The sequence below is a fragment of the Ureibacillus sp. FSL K6-0786 genome, assembly GCF_037965165.1.
Classification (GTDB): domain Bacteria; phylum Bacillota; class Bacilli; order Bacillales_A; family Planococcaceae; genus Ureibacillus; species Ureibacillus thermosphaericus.
In genome coordinates, this window is record NZ_CP150191.1 from 681,597 (window position 1) to 700,950 (window position 19,354).

The 19,354-nt window shown below is 32.9% G+C and carries 19 protein-coding genes; 3 read left to right on the forward strand and 16 right to left on the reverse strand.

Annotated elements, in window-relative coordinates:
* Nucleotides 1-42: 42 nt before the first annotated feature.
* From NSQ18_RS03405 to NSQ18_RS03460, 12 genes are all read right to left on the reverse strand, one after another.
* Entirely contained in the window at nt 43-933 is an 891-nt protein-coding gene (locus tag NSQ18_RS03405) for a LysR family transcriptional regulator (RefSeq protein ID WP_096550548.1), read from the reverse strand.
* A 90-nt stretch (nt 934-1,023) separates the two neighbouring features.
* On the reverse strand, nt 1,024-1,470 hold the full coding sequence (gene cbpB / locus NSQ18_RS03410; protein ID WP_016838274.1) for a cyclic-di-AMP-binding protein CbpB: 447 nt from the start codon (nt 1,468-1,470) through the stop codon (nt 1,024-1,026).
* 110 nt (nt 1,471-1,580) lie between these two features.
* Nucleotides 1,581-1,829: a short-chain dehydrogenase gene (locus NSQ18_RS03415; RefSeq protein ID WP_232019915.1), complete on the reverse strand. Its 249-nt coding sequence runs from the start codon at nt 1,827-1,829 to the stop codon at nt 1,581-1,583.
* A gap of 79 nt (nt 1,830-1,908) precedes the next feature.
* Nucleotides 1,909-2,676, reverse strand: coding sequence for a 2,4-dienoyl-CoA reductase (gene fadH, locus NSQ18_RS03420; protein WP_168412448.1), 768 nt, complete (start codon nt 2,674-2,676; stop codon nt 1,909-1,911).
* A 394-nt stretch (nt 2,677-3,070) separates the two neighbouring features.
* Entirely contained in the window at nt 3,071-4,711 is a 1,641-nt protein-coding gene (locus tag NSQ18_RS03425) for a bifunctional diguanylate cyclase/phosphodiesterase (protein ID WP_339288962.1), read from the reverse strand.
* Nucleotides 4,712-4,808: 97 nt separating this feature from the next.
* A complete protein-coding gene (locus tag NSQ18_RS03430; protein WP_339288964.1) occupies nt 4,809-6,986 on the reverse strand; it encodes an RNA degradosome polyphosphate kinase in 2,178 nt (725 codons plus the stop codon).
* Nucleotides 6,986-8,533 (reverse strand): Ppx/GppA family phosphatase, encoded by a 1,548-nt coding sequence (locus NSQ18_RS03435; protein ID WP_339288966.1) that lies wholly within the window; start codon nt 8,531-8,533, stop codon nt 6,986-6,988. The genes NSQ18_RS03430 and NSQ18_RS03435 overlap by 1 nt, the downstream gene beginning before the upstream one ends.
* A gap of 176 nt (nt 8,534-8,709) precedes the next feature.
* Nucleotides 8,710-9,612 carry a chemotaxis protein gene (locus tag NSQ18_RS03440; RefSeq protein WP_016838268.1) on the reverse strand — a complete coding sequence of 301 codons (903 nt, stop codon included), beginning with the start codon at nt 9,610-9,612 and terminating at the stop codon, nt 8,710-8,712.
* A gap of 76 nt (nt 9,613-9,688) precedes the next feature.
* The gene (locus tag NSQ18_RS03445; RefSeq protein ID WP_339288968.1) at nt 9,689-10,996 is read right to left on the reverse strand and encodes an MFS transporter; all 1,308 of its coding nucleotides are present in this window, start codon (nt 10,994-10,996) and stop codon (nt 9,689-9,691) included.
* 32 nt (nt 10,997-11,028) lie between these two features.
* A complete protein-coding gene (locus NSQ18_RS03450) occupies nt 11,029-11,898 on the reverse strand; it encodes an NAD(P)-dependent oxidoreductase (protein ID WP_339288970.1) in 870 nt (289 codons plus the stop codon).
* A gap of 233 nt (nt 11,899-12,131) precedes the next feature.
* Entirely contained in the window at nt 12,132-12,302 is a 171-nt protein-coding gene (locus NSQ18_RS03455; RefSeq protein WP_016838265.1) for an aspartyl-phosphate phosphatase Spo0E family protein, read from the reverse strand.
* Between the two features lie 48 nt (nt 12,303-12,350).
* Entirely contained in the window at nt 12,351-12,539 is a 189-nt protein-coding gene (locus NSQ18_RS03460; RefSeq protein ID WP_016838264.1) for a hypothetical protein, read from the reverse strand.
* 114 nt (nt 12,540-12,653) lie between these two features.
* Here NSQ18_RS03460 and NSQ18_RS03465 point away from each other — a divergent pair, with 114 nt between their 5' ends.
* The 3 genes from NSQ18_RS03465 to NSQ18_RS03475 all read left to right on the forward strand — a co-directional run bounded on the left by NSQ18_RS03465 (nt 12,654) and on the right by NSQ18_RS03475 (nt 14,250).
* On the forward strand, nt 12,654-12,848 hold the full coding sequence (locus NSQ18_RS03465; RefSeq protein WP_016838263.1) for a DUF2187 family protein: 195 nt from the start codon (nt 12,654-12,656) through the stop codon (nt 12,846-12,848).
* A 79-nt stretch (nt 12,849-12,927) separates the two neighbouring features.
* Nucleotides 12,928-13,545, forward strand: a complete 618-nt coding sequence (locus NSQ18_RS03470; protein WP_016838262.1) for a type II CAAX endopeptidase family protein — start codon at nt 12,928-12,930, stop codon at nt 13,543-13,545.
* Nucleotides 13,546-13,602: 57 nt separating this feature from the next.
* Nucleotides 13,603-14,250: a hypothetical protein gene (locus NSQ18_RS03475; RefSeq protein ID WP_339288974.1), complete on the forward strand. Its 648-nt coding sequence runs from the start codon at nt 13,603-13,605 to the stop codon at nt 14,248-14,250.
* 121 nt (nt 14,251-14,371) lie between these two features.
* Here NSQ18_RS03475 and NSQ18_RS03480 read toward each other — a convergent pair whose 3' ends face one another.
* The 4 genes from NSQ18_RS03480 to NSQ18_RS03495 form a co-directional block, all read right to left on the reverse strand.
* Nucleotides 14,372-14,818, reverse strand: a complete 447-nt coding sequence (locus NSQ18_RS03480) for a MarR family transcriptional regulator (protein ID WP_016838260.1) — start codon at nt 14,816-14,818, stop codon at nt 14,372-14,374.
* A gap of 74 nt (nt 14,819-14,892) precedes the next feature.
* Nucleotides 14,893-16,344 (reverse strand): ATP-binding protein, encoded by a 1,452-nt coding sequence (locus tag NSQ18_RS03485; protein WP_339288976.1) that lies wholly within the window; start codon nt 16,342-16,344, stop codon nt 14,893-14,895.
* A 581-nt stretch (nt 16,345-16,925) separates the two neighbouring features.
* A complete protein-coding gene (locus tag NSQ18_RS03490) occupies nt 16,926-18,275 on the reverse strand; it encodes a potassium transporter TrkG (RefSeq protein WP_339288978.1) in 1,350 nt (449 codons plus the stop codon).
* 101 nt (nt 18,276-18,376) lie between these two features.
* Nucleotides 18,377-19,147, reverse strand: a complete 771-nt coding sequence (locus tag NSQ18_RS03495) for a TerC family protein (protein WP_016838257.1) — start codon at nt 19,145-19,147, stop codon at nt 18,377-18,379.
* Between the last annotated feature and the right edge of the window lie 207 nt (nt 19,148-19,354).

A 19,354-nucleotide genomic window follows, 5' to 3' on the forward strand; every position in this document is an offset into this window, starting at 1 on the left:
CATACTATTGTTCATATTTCGCCATTGTTTTTCATCAATAAATTATCGTTGGGACTCATCTACTGAATCAGCATGTTTTTTCACTACTTCAACAAAAGCTTCCACTTGACGTAATCGGAAGGAGGATTCATAACCAATCAGCCAAGTATCCCGAGTTAGCCCAATATCTGTATCTCCAGATGTTAATGCAATTTTATTTACATTTTCTCCTCCATTTAATGTAATAGAAGGTAAAATCGCATATCCAATACCATTGAGCGCCATTTGCTTACATGTTTCAATTTGATCTACAATGATTTGTCTTTTAGGGCTAGATGCAAAGTGTCCTTGCCACCAAACTTGAATTTCTTGATAATAATTGGAATCGCTTTTAAATTGAATAAATGGCCGTTCCGTCGTTAAAATTTCTTCTAATCTTTCAATTTCTTTATCTACTAGATACATTGTATCGCGGAATAAGTGCATCTTTTTCCCTTTCCACTCTGACTGGCCTCTGACAATACCAACTTGGGCTTCCCCATCATAAAGAGCTTTCACAATTTCAGAACTCCAACCGGTAATTAATGAAATTTTAACATCTGGATAAGTTGTGACAAATTCTTTTAACACTTTTGGTAACCAGTTAATTCCAACGATGGAGGCACAAGCGATTTTTAATGTACCATGCACTTTTGAATCTAGAGCTTGAATCCTTTCAAAAACTTCTTCTTTTTTTTGCAATGTCTCAATTGCATATTGAATAACTAATTCTCCTGCAGGTGTAGGCATCAATCCCTTTTGAGAACGAATGAATAATTGAGTACCCCAATATTTTTCAATCGATTGCAATCGTTGAGATAACGCAGGTTGTGTAATAAATAGCCGTTCTGCTGCCTTGCGCATATTTCGTTCTTCCGCTAATATTTTTATAATTTCTGCTTCTGTCGTTGTCATCCAATCACTCCAAAAAAATACGATACATAAAAATTCAATAAAAATCGACAAAATCCTTTTCATCCATGGATTTTGCCGATGATTGTTCAATTAATAATCTAATACTTGATAAATATATTTTTTTAATTGCTTTAAAATCACTCTTCTCGTTAATATCCCTGCAAAAGTGCCTTCATGATCTACAACACATAAAAAGGCATGGTTAATGACTAAATCTAATGCCCTTTGAATCGTATCATCGATTTTTAAATATGTGACATTTCGATCCATGCAGTCATCAACTTTAATATGAGCTAATTTTTCATACTCAATCCGCTCTAGCCCAAGTATTGATTCGGTAATCATCTTTGAACTTACCAAACCATGAATTCGAAACTTCGTATCCAATACCGGTACTTGAGAATAACCTGTTTTAGTAAGAACTAACAATGCATGTTCAGCACTATTTCCAACTAAAACATGAGCTACTTTTTCTGCCGGAATAATAAAATCACTAATCGGCGTTTCCAAAAAGGCTCTTGTCTTTGTTGAAATCAAATCCTTCAACCCCTTCCATGAGGACCCCAGTTACCACTATCATATCATATTTGACAGTTTTATGACCATGACAATGACACATGAATTTTTGGGTTGAAGGATTTTTTGTTTTAATAAGAAGCAGATTTTGCCCAATAGTAAAAAATCATGATACCAGTAAATATACCGAAAATAATGTACATAATAATGATTGGATTCATTAAAATTGGATGTTCTCGAACAGTTTTACTAATAGGTGTATCCATAGCGGAAGCTCGCTCTTCTGTTTTCTTCATGACACTTACAGTCATGACATACGAAACACCAACAATAATTAAGCCTACAATAATTGTCGGAATGGTCCATCCACCCATCATCATACTCTCCCTTCTAGTCTTAAGAAGAGTATGTTTCTTTTTTTTATTTTTTATTCTTCTTAATAAAAACGACAGATTTCAATTAAAATGGAAATTGGTTGAGCCATTGGCCGCCATCCAATGTTACACATTCTCCGTTCATATAGGCACACTTTTCAGATAACATGAATGCTGCCAAATCCGCAATTTCTTCTGGTGTACCTAGACGTTTTAAAGGGACGGATTCAATCGTGCGTTTTACTTGTTCTTCTGATTCCCAAAGTTTTTCTGCACCACCCGTTCTGTCAATCGGTCCTGGTGCAATGGCATTTACACGTATTCCATATTTGTGTCCCCATTCAACAGCAAGAGTACGAGTTAATGACAATACTCCTGCTTTGGCTGCTGCGGAGTGAACGACCCCTGCACCTGCTTGCCAAGCATATGTGGCTACCATATTTAAAATTTTTCCTTTTATCCCTTGTTCAATCCAATATTTTCCTACTTCTTGTGAGCAATAAAATGTTCCATTTAAAACAATATCAATAACCGCTTTCCAACCATTTGGCGATAATTTTTCTGCTGCAACAATAAAGTTTCCTGCTGCATTATTTACTAATCCATCAATTTTTCCAAATCGTTGAATGGTATATTGAACCGTTGCCTTTACTTGTTCCACATCTCGAACATCCATCTGAAACGTTTCAATTGTATTGCCAAACTGTGAAATCTCATTTTTTGCCTTTTCAAGACGCTCTTCATTTCGACCAGTTATAACGACATTAGCACCTTCTTGCACAAATTTTTTTGCCATAGCCAGTCCCATTCCACTAGAGCCGCCTGTTACGATAATCGTTTCATTGTTTAACATAAACATTCCTCCCATCGTATATGAATGAATAACCATTCATTTCTATTGTACAAGAAAAGAAGTGCAAAGTTTGTCGAAAATTCAACTTTTGCTATTTGTAAATAAAAAATAAATATACTATATTTTTACATATTTAACATTTAGTATAATTGTTGTATAATATTTTCTAGGTTTTGTTTTCTTAAAATTATTTCAATTATCAAAATCTTCGACATATGTAGTGTCGAAGATTGTATTTGATTGGTAGAAAAGTAATCTTTACTTATTCATTAATCTACTTTTTCCTTTGTTTTTTATTCCAACAATGGAAGTTTGAATAATCCCGAATAGTGATCATGTCACTATTCGGGTTATTGAAATTGGAAGCTATGTAGCAATCCTAAACGAATTGCATTTATTTACATTCTAAATATTTTTTAATAACTTCTTCCACCGGCATCGGTTTATTATACAAATAACCTTGTCCTTTTTTACAACGATTTTCCTTTAAAAATAATTCTTGATATTTTTCTTCCACACCTTCTGCGACCACATCCATCCCTAAATGATGTGATAAAGAAATAATCGCTTTTATTATGGCTTCATTTTTTTCATCTTTGTTAATATCCGAAATAAAAGATTGATCGATTTTGATGATATCAATCGGGTATTTTTTTAAATAACTTAAAGAAGAATAACCTGTACCAAAATCATCTACAGATACATAAACACCGAGCTTTTTTAGCTTTTTCAATATTTCTTCCGTTTCTTCTACATTTTCCATTGAACTTTCTGTAATCTCCAGTTCAATAAATTGTGGGTCAACCTCGTACTTCTTTAATACGGATTCAATTTTATTCGGGAAGTTTAGTTGTTTAAATTGCATTGGTGAAATATTTACTGCAATTCTTACAGGACGATATCCTTTTTTTCTCCATTCTCGCTGATAACTACAAACTTGTTCCAACACCCAATCTCCTATTTCAATAATTAAACCGCTTGATTCAGCTAAAGGAATAAATTGGGATGGTGGAACATAACCAAACTTCGGGTTGTTCCAACGGAGTAAAGCTTCAAAACTATCAATCTCATTCGTTAAATAATTTACTTGCGGTTGCAAGTGGATGGATAATTCATTAAACTCGATCGCCCGTTTTAAATGAGCTTCCATCAGCACTTCATTTTTAAAATCTTTACTCATTTCTTCACGATAGAAACGATAATGAGCACGGCCATGAGTCTTCACATAAAATAGTGCTTGTTCTGCTTGATGCAACAATGAGTTAAAATCTCTTTTTTGCTCAGAATTTAATGTAGCAATCCCAATGGATGCAGTTACAAAATATTCTTGTCCATCTATAATAAAAGGTACTTTTAACTCCTCTAACACTTGGTTAGCAAGAAGTTCCACTTCTTCTCGAAGATAATGCTTCATTAAATAAAGGAATTCATCACCATTATAATGATATAATTCAATGTTTTTTCCTTTTAATCGCTTAAATCGCTCACTAATTTGCTTAATCATTATATCTGCATTTTGTTTTCCTAACGACTCGTTATACTTTTTAAAGCGATCAAGATCTACCAATAAAATTGATAGATTCATATCATGATTATAGTTACGATATTTCTCATCCCAACGAAAATTTAATGCTCTTCGATTTAGCAATCCTGTATTTTCATCAATAAACGATATATAGCTAAATTCCTTCCCTTGACTCATGATGACCGCATAATACAATTCGTCATGAAACTTAATCGGTTCCACATACATTTGCAATTCTTCATCCATATTCATTGTTATGTATTGAATTTTCTCTTGCTTTTCTAATATCACTTTTTTGATTTCATTCCAATTTAATAGCTCAAAAAATTGTTCAGCGTCCATCCCTTTTTCAAAAGTATTGGGCGTTAATTTGTAAGCACTGGAATTAATCATTTCTACAGAAAATTTTCCAGCCCTTAACTGTTTTAATATGACAATCGCATTAAAAGGGTTAAGTTTCATGACATATTGTAAGTAATCTTTTTCTGTATTGGCTGGAAAGTTGATCATCGATGTTCCTCCATTACTATGTAAATGTATAAAAAGGTGTAGTTTATGTGTCGGGTCATTTATTCAATTAAACTACACCATGCATTCAATACAGTTCTTATTCCTCCATCATGACTGTACTAGTTGCTTCTAAAATAAATAGCTCCTGGCTATTGATTACCGACTCGCCTTCTTTACGTTCCTTATATCGATATTTTCCTGTTGAATCTTGAACACGAGCCTTTACATTATCAGCTAGTTGTGTTGAAAAAATATGCATTATTCGTTGTTTAATTTCAGCAGAATAGATTGGGAATAGTATTTCCACTCGACGCACCATATTCCGAGTCATCATATCGGCTGAAGATAAATAAATTTTATTTTCTCCGTTATGATGGAACCAATAAATGCGCGAATGCTCTAAGAATCGACCGACGATACTAGTAACCGTAATATTTTCACTAATGCCTGGTATACCAGGTCTCAAACAACAAATACCTCGTATTAGTAATTCAATTTTAACACCATTTATGGAAGCTTCATACAATTTCATAATTAAATCTTTGTCAGTTAACGCATTCATTTTTGCACGAATGAATCCATTTCCATATTTTTTATGAAACTCAATTTCTTGATCAATCATTTCAATAAATTTATCACGAATATCATAAGGTGATACGACAATATGGTGGAACCTAGGCTTTTCCGTATAACCACTTAAATAGTTAAAGAAATTCGTTGCATCTATACCAAACTCTTTATTCGTTGTAATAATCCCCATATCGGTATATGTTTTAGCTGTCGCATCATTATAATTCCCTGTTCCTAAATGGACGAAACGCTCTATTTTTCCATTTTTCCGTCGAACTACAAGGGTTATTTTTGAATGGGTTTTTAAGTTATGCATTCCATAAATCACAAGGCAACCTGATTGTTCCAGCTCCTTCGCCCAATGCACGTTGTTTTCTTCATCAAAACGTGCTTTTAACTCTACTAAAACTGTCACTTGTTTCCCATTTTCAGCCGCTTGTTTTAGAGCTTGAATAATCGGTGAATTACCGCTTACTCGATATAAAGTCTGTTTGATTGCTAACACTGTCGGATCATTCGCCGCTTCTGTAATAAATTCCACAATAGGCTCAAAGGATTCATATGGATGATGAAAAAATAAATCCTTTTCTAGCGCCTTTTCGTAAATATCTTCATCAGACTCTAAATCTAATGGACGTTGAGGAATAAAACTTTCAAATAATAAATGCTCTCTTCCTTGAGACAACTTCTTCACAAAACTAAATAAAAACGTTAAATCAAGAGGGCCATCAATTTTAAAAACATCGGATTCACTAATTTCAAATTCTTCTAATAAATATTCTAAAACGTCATCATTCATTTCTCCATCGCGAACTTCAAGACGGCTTCCAATTCCCCATTTTCTTTTTTTCAATTCCTTTTCGATTTCAACGAGTAAATCTTGAGCGCCTTCTTCATGAATTGTTAAATCAGCATTTCTCGTTAATCGGAAAGCCTGTACCGATTTCACATTATAGCCATAAAATAGTCGATCTACATGTGAAGTAATGACATCTTCTAATAGAACAAATACTTTTTTATCAGGGCCTGCGGGTACTTCAATAAAGCGATCTAATACAGATGGAACTTGTATAATAGCAACTTTTTCGTTAAACTCGCTTAACACTTTTGTATCTTCTAACAAAACAAGCAAGTTTAACGTTTTTCCGAGTAATGTAGGAAAAGGGCGATAAGCATCTACTGCTATGGGTGTTAGTACAGGGAAAATGGTTTCTTCAAACATTTCATTGATGTATTGCTGCTGTTCTTTCGATAATGATTTGATATCTGTTAAGTAGATATTTTCCTTTGGCAATAGCTCGAATATTAAATGACGAAAAACTTCCATTTGCCTACGAACAAGCGCTTGTGTTTTTTCAGCAATTTTCTCCAATTGTTCCTTGGGCGTTAAGCCCGCTTTATTTTCCGGTTTATGAAATCCCGCGCGAACTTGGTCTTGAAGTCCAGCCACACGCACCATAAAAAATTCATCTAAATTCGAACTAAAGATTGCGATAAATCTCAACCGCTCCAGTAATGGATTTGTTTCATCTTCCGCTTCTTCTAATACTCGTTCGTTGAATGCTAACCAACTTAATTCACGGTTATTATAATACTCAGGTTTCGATATTTCATCCAATATTTTCCTTCTATCGATATCCGTTAATTGATGATTATTTATAAGATTTTCCCTTTCAGGAGAGTTCAGCCCTGTTTCATCTGTCATTACTCATTCCACCCTTCATAGATTAACTCAATTTTTACCCTCTTCTTAAATAATCGTTCAATATGCTTCTTTTGGCTTTGTGCTCGATGGATTTCTGCCACTGCACGCCCTTTCGAAACAACAAATAGAGTAATGATATCCTTTTCTTGTAATTCCATTTTAATACTTTTTACGATATTTCTTTTTGAACTATTTAAGGAATATACAAATTTTAATAAAGCACCGAAATTTCGCAAAATTTTTAACTCTTCACGGGTAAACCATGTCAGAAACGGTTGACTAAGACGTCTGAAATAATCTCGGTTTTTATAAGATGCAAGCAATGCAATTTTTACCCGATTTTTATGGTTTAATCCGGGAATAGATTGATTGGCAATTAGATAAAAAGTGTGTTGATTCGATGAATCTAATTCGATATAATCTCCAATTGAAAATACTCTTGCTGCTTTTTTTAGTAAATTCAGATGTTCTTCATTAAATTGAAATAAGTTCCATTTACAACTTTCTATATATATATTCTCTATTAATGTAACTAATGTACCTACTTCAGCCTCCGTTCTCCCATATTTGAATGCTAGATGATTCGCATAATCTTCAAATACGTTAAAGGGTTGAAAAACTTCAAGATTCGATTTCATCACGATATCCATGATTAACCCTTCCCGCAATCCTCTTTTACTAATGTAAAATGAATTCGAATCCACAACTTCCATTAAAGTTTTAAAAATGACTAAAGCAATTTCAATAATGTCCGCTCGATCGGAAGACAATCCATCAATTTGCTTTAATTGTTCAAAAGATTGTTTTCCTAAGTAACCACTCAAATTTTTTAGCGTTTCTTCATTCATTTCATAATGATGGACGCCAGATATTGGATAATCAATTAGATGCTGATGAATTTGCGCGAGATTTCGAGCACTGCCACCAATCCCCACAATTGGTAATTTAACATTTTTTAACCATGCTACATTTTCAAAATATTTCTTTATATTTTGATATAGTTGATATTTTTCCTTTTCGTTTATTTTATCACCGGTAACAAAACTTTGTTTTAACGATACAGTACCAAAAGGAAAACTTATAGAATGTTGTAATTCTTTATTTATAAACAACGTAATCTCCGTTGAACCTCCACCAATATCAATTGTAACGGCAGAAGGGATCTCCATCGAATGAACGACTGCTAAATATCCGAAATAGGCTTCCTCATCTTCCGATAATAAATCGATTTTTATGCCAGTATCTTTTTCCATTTGTAAAAGGATTTCTTGATTATTTTTTGCTTGTCGAATAGCAGCTGTTGCAGCAGCCTTTACGGTCGTCACACCGTAATCTTGCATTATTTCCTTGAACGAAATTAACGTATTTTTTAATACTTCAATGCCTTCTTCAGACATATATCCATCAGTTTGAATATATTTCCTTAGCCTAGCAACCGTTTTCATATTTCCAATTTCACGTAATCCTTTTTCATGACTATATCTGTATAGCACTAGGCGAATTGTATTCGAACCGATATCTATAACCGCCATGTTTACTTCATTCACCGAATAAAATCCCTACTCTCTATATACGAATTCTAAGTTTAAGAATATTTTGTCATATGTTTAATGTTGGTTCAACGAATAAAAATTAATCAAAAACGTCGGAGCCTTTAAAGGCATCCGACAAATGTGAATTGAAAAAAGCTATTGAATTTATGGATACCTAAAATTGTGCTATGTTACAAAATCAATTCATCAATTTTTAAAATTAAATCTCCAATTTCAGGTTTCGAAATTTGATCATCTGCACCAACTCTTTCCCCTTTATGGCGAAGATCATCGGTAATTAAACTTGAGAAGATAATAACCGGTAACTTTTGTAGCTCTGAATGAGTTTTTATTCTTTTTGTTAAATGGTGTCCATCCATTTGTGGCATCTCAATATCCGTTACCACTAATTGTACATGCTTCGTAATATCATCATTCGTTTCTAATAAGTGTTCCAGATATTCAAAAGCTTCTTTACCATTCTCAAAAAACTCTAAATTAACATACCCTGCTTCTGTTAATGTATCATTTAACAATTTACGCAATAATGGTGAATCTTCTGCCACGATGATTCTTTTTTCTGATCGTTCCCTCTTTCCAAGTTTCTTTACAGAATCCATGCTAATTCCGGAATCTGGATTAATATCAACCATTATTTTCTCAAAATCAAGTAATAATATCATTGATTCACCAATTTTAATGACACCGATAACTTGGTTAGAACTTCCTTGATACATATCTGAAGGCTTTTCAATTTGATTCCAAGAAATACGATGTATCTGTGTAACATTATCCACATGGAATACCACTTTTTGTTTATTAAATTCTGCAACAATATATTTTTGCTGATCACTATAAGAGGCATTTGGTATTCCTAACACTTTCAACATATCGACAACCGGTAATACTTCTCCTCGCAACTGGACAATTCCCTCTATATGCGGATGAGCATGAGGAATAAATGTGACAGGAAGTGGCTGTATGATTTCTTTTACTTTTATTACATTGATTCCAAATTTATTATTTCCTACTTCAAATTCAACAATTTCTAATTCGTTGGTTCCTGATTCTAGTAAAATACTTTTTTGCTCCATCTATCATCATTCCTTCCTATATAACTAAATATAATAATATAACTTTTCTATAAATTCAGATGGTAATAATTTAAATTTAATGTTGCTCCTGCTGTACTTGCAAATGAACAATTAAACCAATAATCGTTAATACAATTAAAGAACCTAAAGCAATTCTTGATGCAAGGGGTCCATAATCCTTTAGCATGAACGTCACCGTTCCATATAACGCTGGGCCAATAATAGAAGAAACTTTTCCTGAAAAAGCAAACAAACCGAAAAATTGACCACGTTTTTCCTCCGGTGATAATTCAATAATCAATGTTCTAGAGGTTACCCACATGGAACCAAGTGACACACCGAACATGCTTCCCGCAATCCAAAACATCCATTCTTGTGTAGCACATACCGCTATTATTAAAGCGATAATCATAATGATGCTTACGATTGCAACGGCTTTTCGGGCACCAATTGCTTTTGTAATGTTGCCAAAAATGAAAGACCCAATCACAGTAGATATGGTACTTACTAAATATAAAATTATAAATTTCCCAGAAGTAAAACCAACAATCACTGTTGCGTAGACTGCCATCATCGCTATTGTCGTTGCAATGGCGTCGTTTAAGAAAAAGTAAGCAATCATGAAAGTAAAAATTGCTTTATATTTTTTCATATCTTTAAAAGTATCGACAATTTCTTTATATCCTTTAAAAAATCCAAGCTTTTTTCTTTGATGTTTAGGGATTGGTCGATCTTTAATAAAGAAAAATAATGGTAAGGAAAATATAAGATAAAGAATTGCCGTTGGAATAAAAGCTCGATGAAAACCACCATCAGCTACGAAAAAGTATACCGATAACCCTACTATCGTTCCTAAATAACCGACAGCTACACCAAATCCTGAAATTAATGGTATCTCTTCACTTGTGCCAAGATCTCCTAACATCGTGTCATAAAACACTAAACTGGAATTAAAACAAAATTTTGCAATGACAAAACTAAGAACAACGAAACACAAACTGAGGGGCAATCCTGAAATATAACTTGAAACATCCAGTTGAGCAAAAATTCCCATCATAAATGTAAAAAATATTGAGATAGATGCAAACCAAACGATAAATCTCTTTTTATAACCTGTTTGATCAATCCAAACACCATAAAGCGGAGAAAAGAGCACCAAAAAGAGACTTGCAAAAGCATTGGCATAAGAAATAAAGGAGCTTGCAACCTGTTCCATCACTTTATCTGTTCCAAGCACTTCATCCATATAAAAAGGAAAAAAAACCGTATTAATATTGGATGAAAAAATCGTATTCGCAAAATCGTACAATGCCCATGAAAGAATTGGAAGGGAACAATATAATGCGAATTGATTCCTCTTCCTCAGGTTTTGGCCTTTAATCAAAAATATCGCCCCTATCAGTTTAAAATTGCCACTCAGACATTGTAGTATTTAATTAACGCTTGAGTTCCCAAATCACCATACCCTTTGTTTAACAACGTCTCATACATTTCTTTCGCCAAATGTAAACCTGGTAAATCTAATTCCATTTTTTCTGCTTCTTCCAAAGCAATTTTCATATCTTTAATAAAATGTTTAATATAAAAGCCTGGATCTAGATCGCCTTTTAATATACGTGGTCCCAAATTTGATAATGACCATGAGCCAGCAGCTCCTGAAGAAACCGACTCTAATACTTTATTTAAATCTAATCCTGCCTTCATTCCATAAGCAATGGATTCACACACGCCAATCATGTTCGTCGTTATTAATAATTGATTGCACATTTTTGTATGTTGACCAGAGCCAGCTTTTCCTTGATAAACAATATTGGAGCCAAATAATTCAAAAATTGGCAACATTTCTTTAAAAACTTCTTCATCTCCACCTACCATAATGGATAATGTACCATTTTTTGCACCTATATCTCCCCCAGACACCGGTGCATCAAGGCTCATTATTCCCTTTTCTTTCGCTGCCTCATATATTTTCTCTGCAAGGCTCGGCTTTGAAGTCGTCATATCTATGAGAGTCGAACCTTTTTTTGCTGTTTTGAAAATGCCATCATCTCCAAAATACACATCTTCAACATCTTTAGGAAAACCAACCATTGTGAAAATGATATCCTTGTTTTCAGAAGCAAGGGCAGGTGTATCAGCCCAAGTAGCTCCAAGGTCAATTAAAGGAATTGCTTTTTCCTTCGTACGATTATATAACGTTACTTCGTATCCCGCCTTCAATAGATGCTTTACGATACTAGTTCCCATAACCCCTGTACCGATAAATGCAATCTTTTTATTAAACATAATTCCCCAACACCCCTGTATCATTATTAAAAATATGCATATTTTACACTTTCTTGTAATGTACCATATAAATGGGCAATTGTTGATATGTAATGAAAAAATTGTTAATACATAGAAAAATAAAAAGAGCAGCAAGATACGCTGCTTGAAAAGGGGGAAAATGAGAATGTTGCTGTGTTCAAAAAATACTATTGCCAATTGCATGATTTTTTATAACAAAAAATTGAAAAAAATTATTTTTTCGTAATAATCAATGGGGATTTTTCATGCTTTTGATATTGATTTAAAATCTGGTCCAGTTGTTTACTTAATCGAATCGTTTTTGGTGATTGCAGGCCATTTTCTAAACCTGAACGAATCATTTTTTCCCGAACGTACTCCAAATGTAGCTTCAATCTATCCATACTTCTAATCCCCTCTTTCATATAGAAATGGGTGGAAGTAGTTTTTTGTTATGCACGCGGTGTATCTGAATAAGTATAAATGACCCTTCCACCTTGTTTTGCTTCACCTCTAAAATGTTTAAACTTTTCATCATTCACAAGCACTTCACGAAACTGCAAAAATTCCTCTTTTGTAATTTCTATACTTTTTATTTCCCCATTTTTTAACTTTTCAATCATATCTTTGTAGTTATTCATAAATATTTTACCTCCTACTTCTTATATTTTCGAAATTATTCTAAAATCACTTTACATTTGTTCTATTATCATGCAAACTAACTTCATAGTAACTGATAGAGGAGGGGCACGCCAATGAAAATAGCAGAAGTGGGAGATATTATTGAATTTAAGGATGGACTTCGCGGAATGGTTGAAAAAGTCAATGATAATTCAGTAATTGTTGATTTAACAATTATGTCGAACTATCGTGACTTAGATTTGGAAGAAAAAACCGTCGTTAATCATAAACGTTATAAAATCGTAAAGTCAGTAAATGATTTTAAATAAAAAAACTTCCCCTTTTCATTTGTAATTGATGATAGGGGGAGTTTTTTTTGATATTATGATAACAAAGGAGGCAAGTAACATGAAATTTTCAAAACAAATGATTGTACTCCTTCTCTCGCTTGCTTTCATCTTTATAAGTATGTATTGTTCCTTCGAAGTAAAAAAAATCTTCTGGCATTTATATACTTTTACTCTCCTCGTCGGTACTGCAATCTCCATCCTTTTTGGGAAATTCAAAGATGAACTCCCAACTTGGAAATATATCCTATTTGGTATCGGATTCGGCACAATTACTTATGGCATCATCCGACTTGGTTATATGTTGCTTAAGTTTACAGACAGTAGTTCAATAAAAACGATTCGCAAATTTTTAGAAACATATGGTCCGAATAATATTTGGCATTATTTATTGCTCATTTTTATCATTGTCGTCGGTGAAGAATTGTTTTGGCGCGGCTACGTTCAACATGCACTCAAACAATATGTTTCTCCAGTAATTGCTTGCATCATGACTAGCTTATTATTTGCATTGGCAATATCATTGAGCGGTTTTATCCATGGTGTCATTTGCGCATTCATTATATCCCTAATATTTGGGTTTTTATACGAATGGAAGAAAAGTATGCCATTAGTCATCGTTGCGCATGAAGTTTTTGTTTTGCTGTTATTTTTAATATTGCCTTTTATTCATTATTAAAAAAAATGAAACTTCCTTCGTTTCATATTCGTTTAATCAAAAAGGAGGTAGAGTAAAATGAAAAAGAAACTACAACTATTTATTTCAGTAACTCTATTAATGTTCCTTCTCGCTGCTTGTGGAACAACAAATGGACAAAATACGGAGCCAGATCAAACAACAGCAGATTCGGAAAAGGAAATAGAAAATGTTGAAGATGAAGAGACAACAGAGAATGGAGCACAAGACGAAGAAACAAATCAGCCTGAAAATAAAATTGAATACACATCAAAAGGTGAAGTGTATACTCATGAAACCGCAGTTGTAGAAGAAGAAAATTATACAATACAAATTTTAGAAGGGTATGAACTCACAAAAGAAGAGCCAGGAAAAGAAGTTCTTTTCCTCCAAGATAATGATGCCATCTCCATGCGTATTGAAGTGTTTCCAAAAAATGCTTCATCATATGATCATCTCGTAAAAAGTACAGAAGAATGGATGGCAGCCATCAACGAATACAAACCATTGGATATTACTGAAGCGGTTAATAAACATCCGGAAATTACTAATTTTGTTGCATTTATAACTACCATTGAAAATGATGAAGTCGTTGGAATCGTTTACGAAAAAAATAATATTCTAGTTCGTTTATCTGTTTTTGATCAAAAAGATTACGATTTAAAAGACGCACTCATCAAAATGGGGTTAACAATTGAAGAAAAATAACTTATCCCTCTAAAATTAGGTGGAGGATGAAGTTACAATAAAATAAAAAAATTTTTGAAGATAATTATACAATTCAAAAGAATATACAAACGAGCTGTTCGTCTTAGCGAACAGCTCGTTTTTAATAAGACAAATCTTTAATCGATAAACCTAATTTTTTCAACAATTCGATTGCTATTTCTTTTTCACTTGGTGTTAACGCGTTCATCAATTCATGTAAATTTTTCTCATGCTCTGGAAATATTTCTTCCATAAATTTATCGCCTTCTTCAGTTATCTCTGCATATGTGACTCTCCTGTCAGAAGGACAAGATACCCGTTTAATCAAACCTCTTTTTTCAAGTTTATCAACAACATATGTGATAGACCCACTTGCTAATAAAATTTTACTTCCAATTTTTTGTAAAGGTTGTCTTCCCTTATGATATAACAATTCCAACACAGCAAATTCAGTTGGATTTAAACCTTTTTGTTGAAAAAACTGATTTGTCACTTCATTAATCGCTTTATTTGCTCTTGATAACACAATATACAATTTTAACGATTGTTTCATCTCATTTGACGGCAAGACAAATCATCCTCTTTTTTCTATCTATATAAAAGCATTATATCTATTGGAGAGAAGATTTGTCAAAGTCGTGCCTATACAACTGGTAATGAATTAACTTCCTGGGTAGTCAACCATTTTTTCAGTTGGCTGTCGTTATAATAAATCTTAGTATAACCCTCGGTATAATTTGGAAATTCTAAAATAAACGTAGATCCTACACCGACAGTACTTTTTACAACAATCTTCCCTTGATGTTCATCTACCACTTTTTTTACAAGACATAGACCCAATCCTGTTCCTTGTTCCTTTGTTGTAAAAAATGGCGTAAATAACTTGCTTAAATTTTCTTCAGGAATTCCTATCCCTTCATCTTGTACCGAAACTTGAATTTTATTGTGGACATCCTTTAATTCAATTGTAATCGTTCCACCTTTTTTCATTACTTCAATGGCATTTTTCACTAAATTAATGAACACTTGTTTTAACTGATTGACATTCCCCAATATCGTGGAATTGCAATTGTCTTCTGATTTTAATTGAATAAACACATTGTTCGAGTATGCATGTGGTTGCATTATTTGAACAACTTCTTTCAAAATTTGTAAAAGCGATACCTTTTCCTCAAAGGCCTTACTTGGTTTTGACAAATAAAGCAATTCTGAAAGAATGGATTCCATTCTTTCCATTTCAGATTCCATTACATGTAAATATTTTTTTCCTTCTTCGGTTGTATTATCTTTCAACAATTCAACAAAACCCTTTAATGATGTTACAAGATTTTTTATTTCATGGGTAATGCTTGCCGACATCCTACCCATATTACTTAACCGTTCTAAATCTCTCATATTTTGCTTTAGTTTTACATTTTCCGTATTATCAATAACTGTCATCACATACATATCTAAATAATAATTGTATTTGCAGTTTAGTGTTAAATAAACCTCTTCTTCATTATTTAAATGGGAAATTTCCAACGTTGCTTGTCCATATTTTTTTAAATCAGACAGGAATTGTAATTTATTATTTTTATAGTCATGATATTTTGAGAGAAAAGATTCCAGTGACAAGTTTAAACCTTTTTCAACATCAATCTTTAATAATTCAACCGCTTGAGAATTTATTTCAAAAATTTGATCTTCTTTGAAGAATATGATGCCATAAGGCAAATCATTAAGAAAACCTCTACTGCTCACTTGAAACTTCTTTTTTTCATCATCACTTAATATTTTTAAAAATACTAAATTCTTCTTTTGGATAAACATTCCCAAAACTTTAATTTCCTTAAAAGATGAATCCTTATTTTTAATTTTAAATGAAGAGAAGGAAAAACTCTCTTGTCTAATTCTTTTTAAAAATGAATACCAACGTGATTGAGATAGTTTATCCATGGAAAGGGGCTTCCCAACCTCCACAGCTAAGTTCAACAATTCGGCAGCTTTTTGATTGATTGACTCAATTTTACATGAGGTGTCTAAAATAAGCACTGGATCATTATCATATTGGACTAATTCTTCCAAAAAAGGCAACATTGTGGCACTTTTCATTAAAATACACCAATCCTTCCCCTCAATCATAAATTTCTCTTATCTTTTCTATCTATATATAAATTGCTAATTTTTAATTTTACAAAATTTTCTTAATTTATATTTTGTACAAAATTATTTCATAAAACAATTCAGAATAAAATGGGTATAATATACCTATTTTCTAATTTTAACCAATATCGGATATCAATTTTACTTTTATATTATTATATTTTTTGATTGTGATAGTAATTTAGTTCTATTATTAATTCACTTATTCGATTATATTAGATTACTAATTACTACTTCCCCTTATTTTGTATATTCTTGTATTTTTTTGAAAAAACCTTTTTTTACAAAACATATGATAAAAAGGACAAGGATATTCATATTTTTCAGAAAAGTTTTAATAATAACTTCTAATACGACACCATAGAAAGAAAAAATGGTCAATTCGACTTATTATTTTGTCACCCAATTTGGTATTTTGTTAAACAAATGGCATATTAGCTTTTATACTCTTTGATAATATTCATTAGAAAAATTCACCATTTTCATTTTAAAAATGGTGAATTTTTTGGTTTATTCACGTGTTCAACTCATTATCCAATAATTATTCGTTCTTCTGGGTACCGATATTTTGGATTTTGGGCCTTTCCACCCAAAGTAAATAAAAATGAAATCAACCCGACTCTTCCAATGAACATGAGGGTCATAATGACCAATTTCCCTGCAGTTGATAATTTTTCAGTAAGTCCAAGAGACATGCCACAAGTTCCGAATGCAGATGTTATTTCGAAAACAATTTGCGTAGCAGTTCCATGGGGTTCCGTCACTACCAATATCATCGTCGAGATCATGACCATAAAGAAAGCTAAAATGATCACTACAAAGGATCTTAAAATATCATCCATACAAATTTCTCGACCAAACACTTGAATTTCTTTTCTTCCATTTGCGAAATTAATTAAAAATAATATAGCTATCGCAAATGTGGTAGTTCGAATCCCCCCACCAACAGAACTTGGCGAAGAACCGACAAACATTAAAAAACTAAGAAAGATATTTGTCGCCTCATTAAACATCCCGATATCCATTGTCGTTAGGCCAGCCGAACGTGTAGAAACAGATTGAAACATAGCGACAAAAATTTTTTCATGCCATGATATACCTTTTAAAGAATGAAATGATTCAATAAATAAGACAACAAGTGTACCTAATATAAACAATCCCCCATACGTTACGGTCGTAATTTTAGTAAACAAACTAAAGCGAAATGCGGGATTCTTTTTCATTAAAAAATGTTTCAATTCCACTAATACCGGGAATCCAATGGCTCCGAGTACGATTAATATCATCGTAATAAATTGAACAAAATAATCGGAATAAAATGGTTCAAAGCTATGACCCGTAATATCAAAGCCGCTATTCGTCGTAGCAGAAATTGAAGCAAAAATGCCATGTTTAAAGGCCTCTGACCATGACTCAAAATACCTTTTAAAATGAACGCTTAAAATAAGTGCCCCTAATGCTTCAATAATAAATAAAATTTTCACAATTTCTTTCAGTAACCGAACAACCCCTGCAAGATGATGTTGATTAAAATCAATCATAATCAACTGTCTTTCCCGCATCCCGATTCTTTTCCCTATCAATAACCAGATAAAGGTGCCGATAGACATAACACCAATCGCACCTAATTGAAGAATAATCAATAAAACAATCATTCCAAAATTAGTGAAAGTTTCCGAAATATCGAACACCGTCAATCCTGTAACACTGATTGCGCTGACAGCAGTAAACAGCGTATCAATAATTGATACTTCTTTTCCATCTTTATAGACAGCAGGGATTCGTAATAACAAAAATGATATTAATATAGCGATAAAATAAAATGATACTAGCAGTTGAAATGGCGTTATATTTTTTATTCTCTCGGACATATTTGCCATTCATTTCGCCCTCTTTATTGTCGAATAAACTTTTTATTAGTATAAGAAAAATTTTATATAAAATAAAGAGGAACAGCTGCTAAAACTGCTCCTTCCTTACTTTAAATTTCTTTTGTTTTTTGTTTTTTATTTTTTACCATGCTAACAAACCATCCACCAATTGCAATGGCTAATAAAACGCCCCAGAAAGTAAGTTCCCAAGGGGTTGAATGCGGGAATTCATGTGGCAATATGCCAACTTTTTGATGCGATAATGTTAACACCACTAACTTCACTCCGACCCATCCTACAATTAAAAAGGCAGCAGTTTCAAGTTCAGGATATTTATTTAATATTTTCACAAAGGCTTGCGCTGCAAATCGCATTAAAATCAAGCCAATAACACCACCGAAGAACATAACAGCAAATTGTCCTCCGTTAATGCCACCGATATGGAAGTCACCAACTTCTGGTAAAGTTACTGCAATTGCAACAGCAGCAAGCATTGAATCTACCGCAAAGGCGATATCTGCAATTTCTACTTTTAATACAGTTACCCAAAAGCCTTTGCCTTTTTGTAGATGTTCATCTATCTTCTCTTCTTCATTCTTAAATTTCTTCTCGTAAATATTTTTAATGGCAATAAACAATAAATAAGCTGCACCAATCGCCTGAATTTGCCAATAATTCACTAATATTGTAATTAAGAATAATGCTGTAAAGCGGAAGATGAACGCACCAAATAATCCGTAAAATAGCGCTTTTTTCTGTTTATCTGGTGGTAAATGTTTTACCATAACGGCCATTACAACCGCGTTATCTGCAGCCAATAGCCCTTCTAAAACGACGAGAACGACTAAGACCCACAAATATTCCAAAATAATTGCTTCCACTAATAATTCCTCCTTAAATTTTTTATGCCCAACTTGTAACTGTTTTACTAGTCAAGGAACTCTAATTTAAGCAAACGAAAAGACCTTTGCCTAATTAGGCAAAGGTCTTGCTAAGCAAATTGAATAAGTTTGCTTTCATATCCGATGGCAATTGCCATGTAGTGACGAATATGAAGTAAGTATTTAGTCACGCTAAATACTTATAGC

Bases quoted from the DNA above. Each gene is read 5' to 3' on its own strand.
- NSQ18_RS03405 (WP_096550548.1), bottom strand. From the start codon at position 933: ATGACAACGACAGAAGCAGAAATTATAAAAATATTAGCGGAAGAACGA.
- NSQ18_RS03415 (WP_232019915.1), bottom strand. From the start codon at position 1,829: ATGATGATGGGTGGATGGACCATTCCGACAATTATTGTAGGCTTAATT.
- fadH (WP_168412448.1), bottom strand. From the start codon at position 2,676: ATGTTAAACAATGAAACGATTATCGTAACAGGCGGCTCTAGTGGAATG.
- NSQ18_RS03425 (WP_339288962.1), bottom strand. From the start codon at position 4,711: ATGATCAACTTTCCAGCCAATACAGAAAAAGATTACTTACAATATGTC.
- NSQ18_RS03430 (WP_339288964.1), bottom strand. From the start codon at position 6,986: ATGACAGATGAAACAGGGCTGAACTCTCCTGAAAGGGAAAATCTTATA.
- NSQ18_RS03440 (WP_016838268.1), bottom strand. From the start codon at position 9,612: ATGGAGCAAAAAAGTATTTTACTAGAATCAGGAACCAACGAATTAGAA.
- NSQ18_RS03450 (WP_339288970.1), bottom strand. From the start codon at position 11,898: ATGTTTAATAAAAAGATTGCATTTATCGGTACAGGGGTTATGGGAACT.
- NSQ18_RS03455 (WP_016838265.1), bottom strand. From the start codon at position 12,302: ATGGATAGATTGAAGCTACATTTGGAGTACGTTCGGGAAAAAATGATT.
- NSQ18_RS03460 (WP_016838264.1), bottom strand. From the start codon at position 12,539: ATGAATAACTACAAAGATATGATTGAAAAGTTAAAAAATGGGGAAATA.
- NSQ18_RS03465 (WP_016838263.1), top strand. From the start codon at position 12,654: ATGAAAATAGCAGAAGTGGGAGATATTATTGAATTTAAGGATGGACTT.
- NSQ18_RS03470 (WP_016838262.1), top strand. From the start codon at position 12,928: ATGAAATTTTCAAAACAAATGATTGTACTCCTTCTCTCGCTTGCTTTC.
- NSQ18_RS03475 (WP_339288974.1), top strand. From the start codon at position 13,603: ATGAAAAAGAAACTACAACTATTTATTTCAGTAACTCTATTAATGTTC.
- NSQ18_RS03485 (WP_339288976.1), bottom strand. From the start codon at position 16,344: ATGAAAAGTGCCACAATGTTGCCTTTTTTGGAAGAATTAGTCCAATAT.
- NSQ18_RS03490 (WP_339288978.1), bottom strand. From the start codon at position 18,275: ATGGCAAATATGTCCGAGAGAATAAAAAATATAACGCCATTTCAACTG.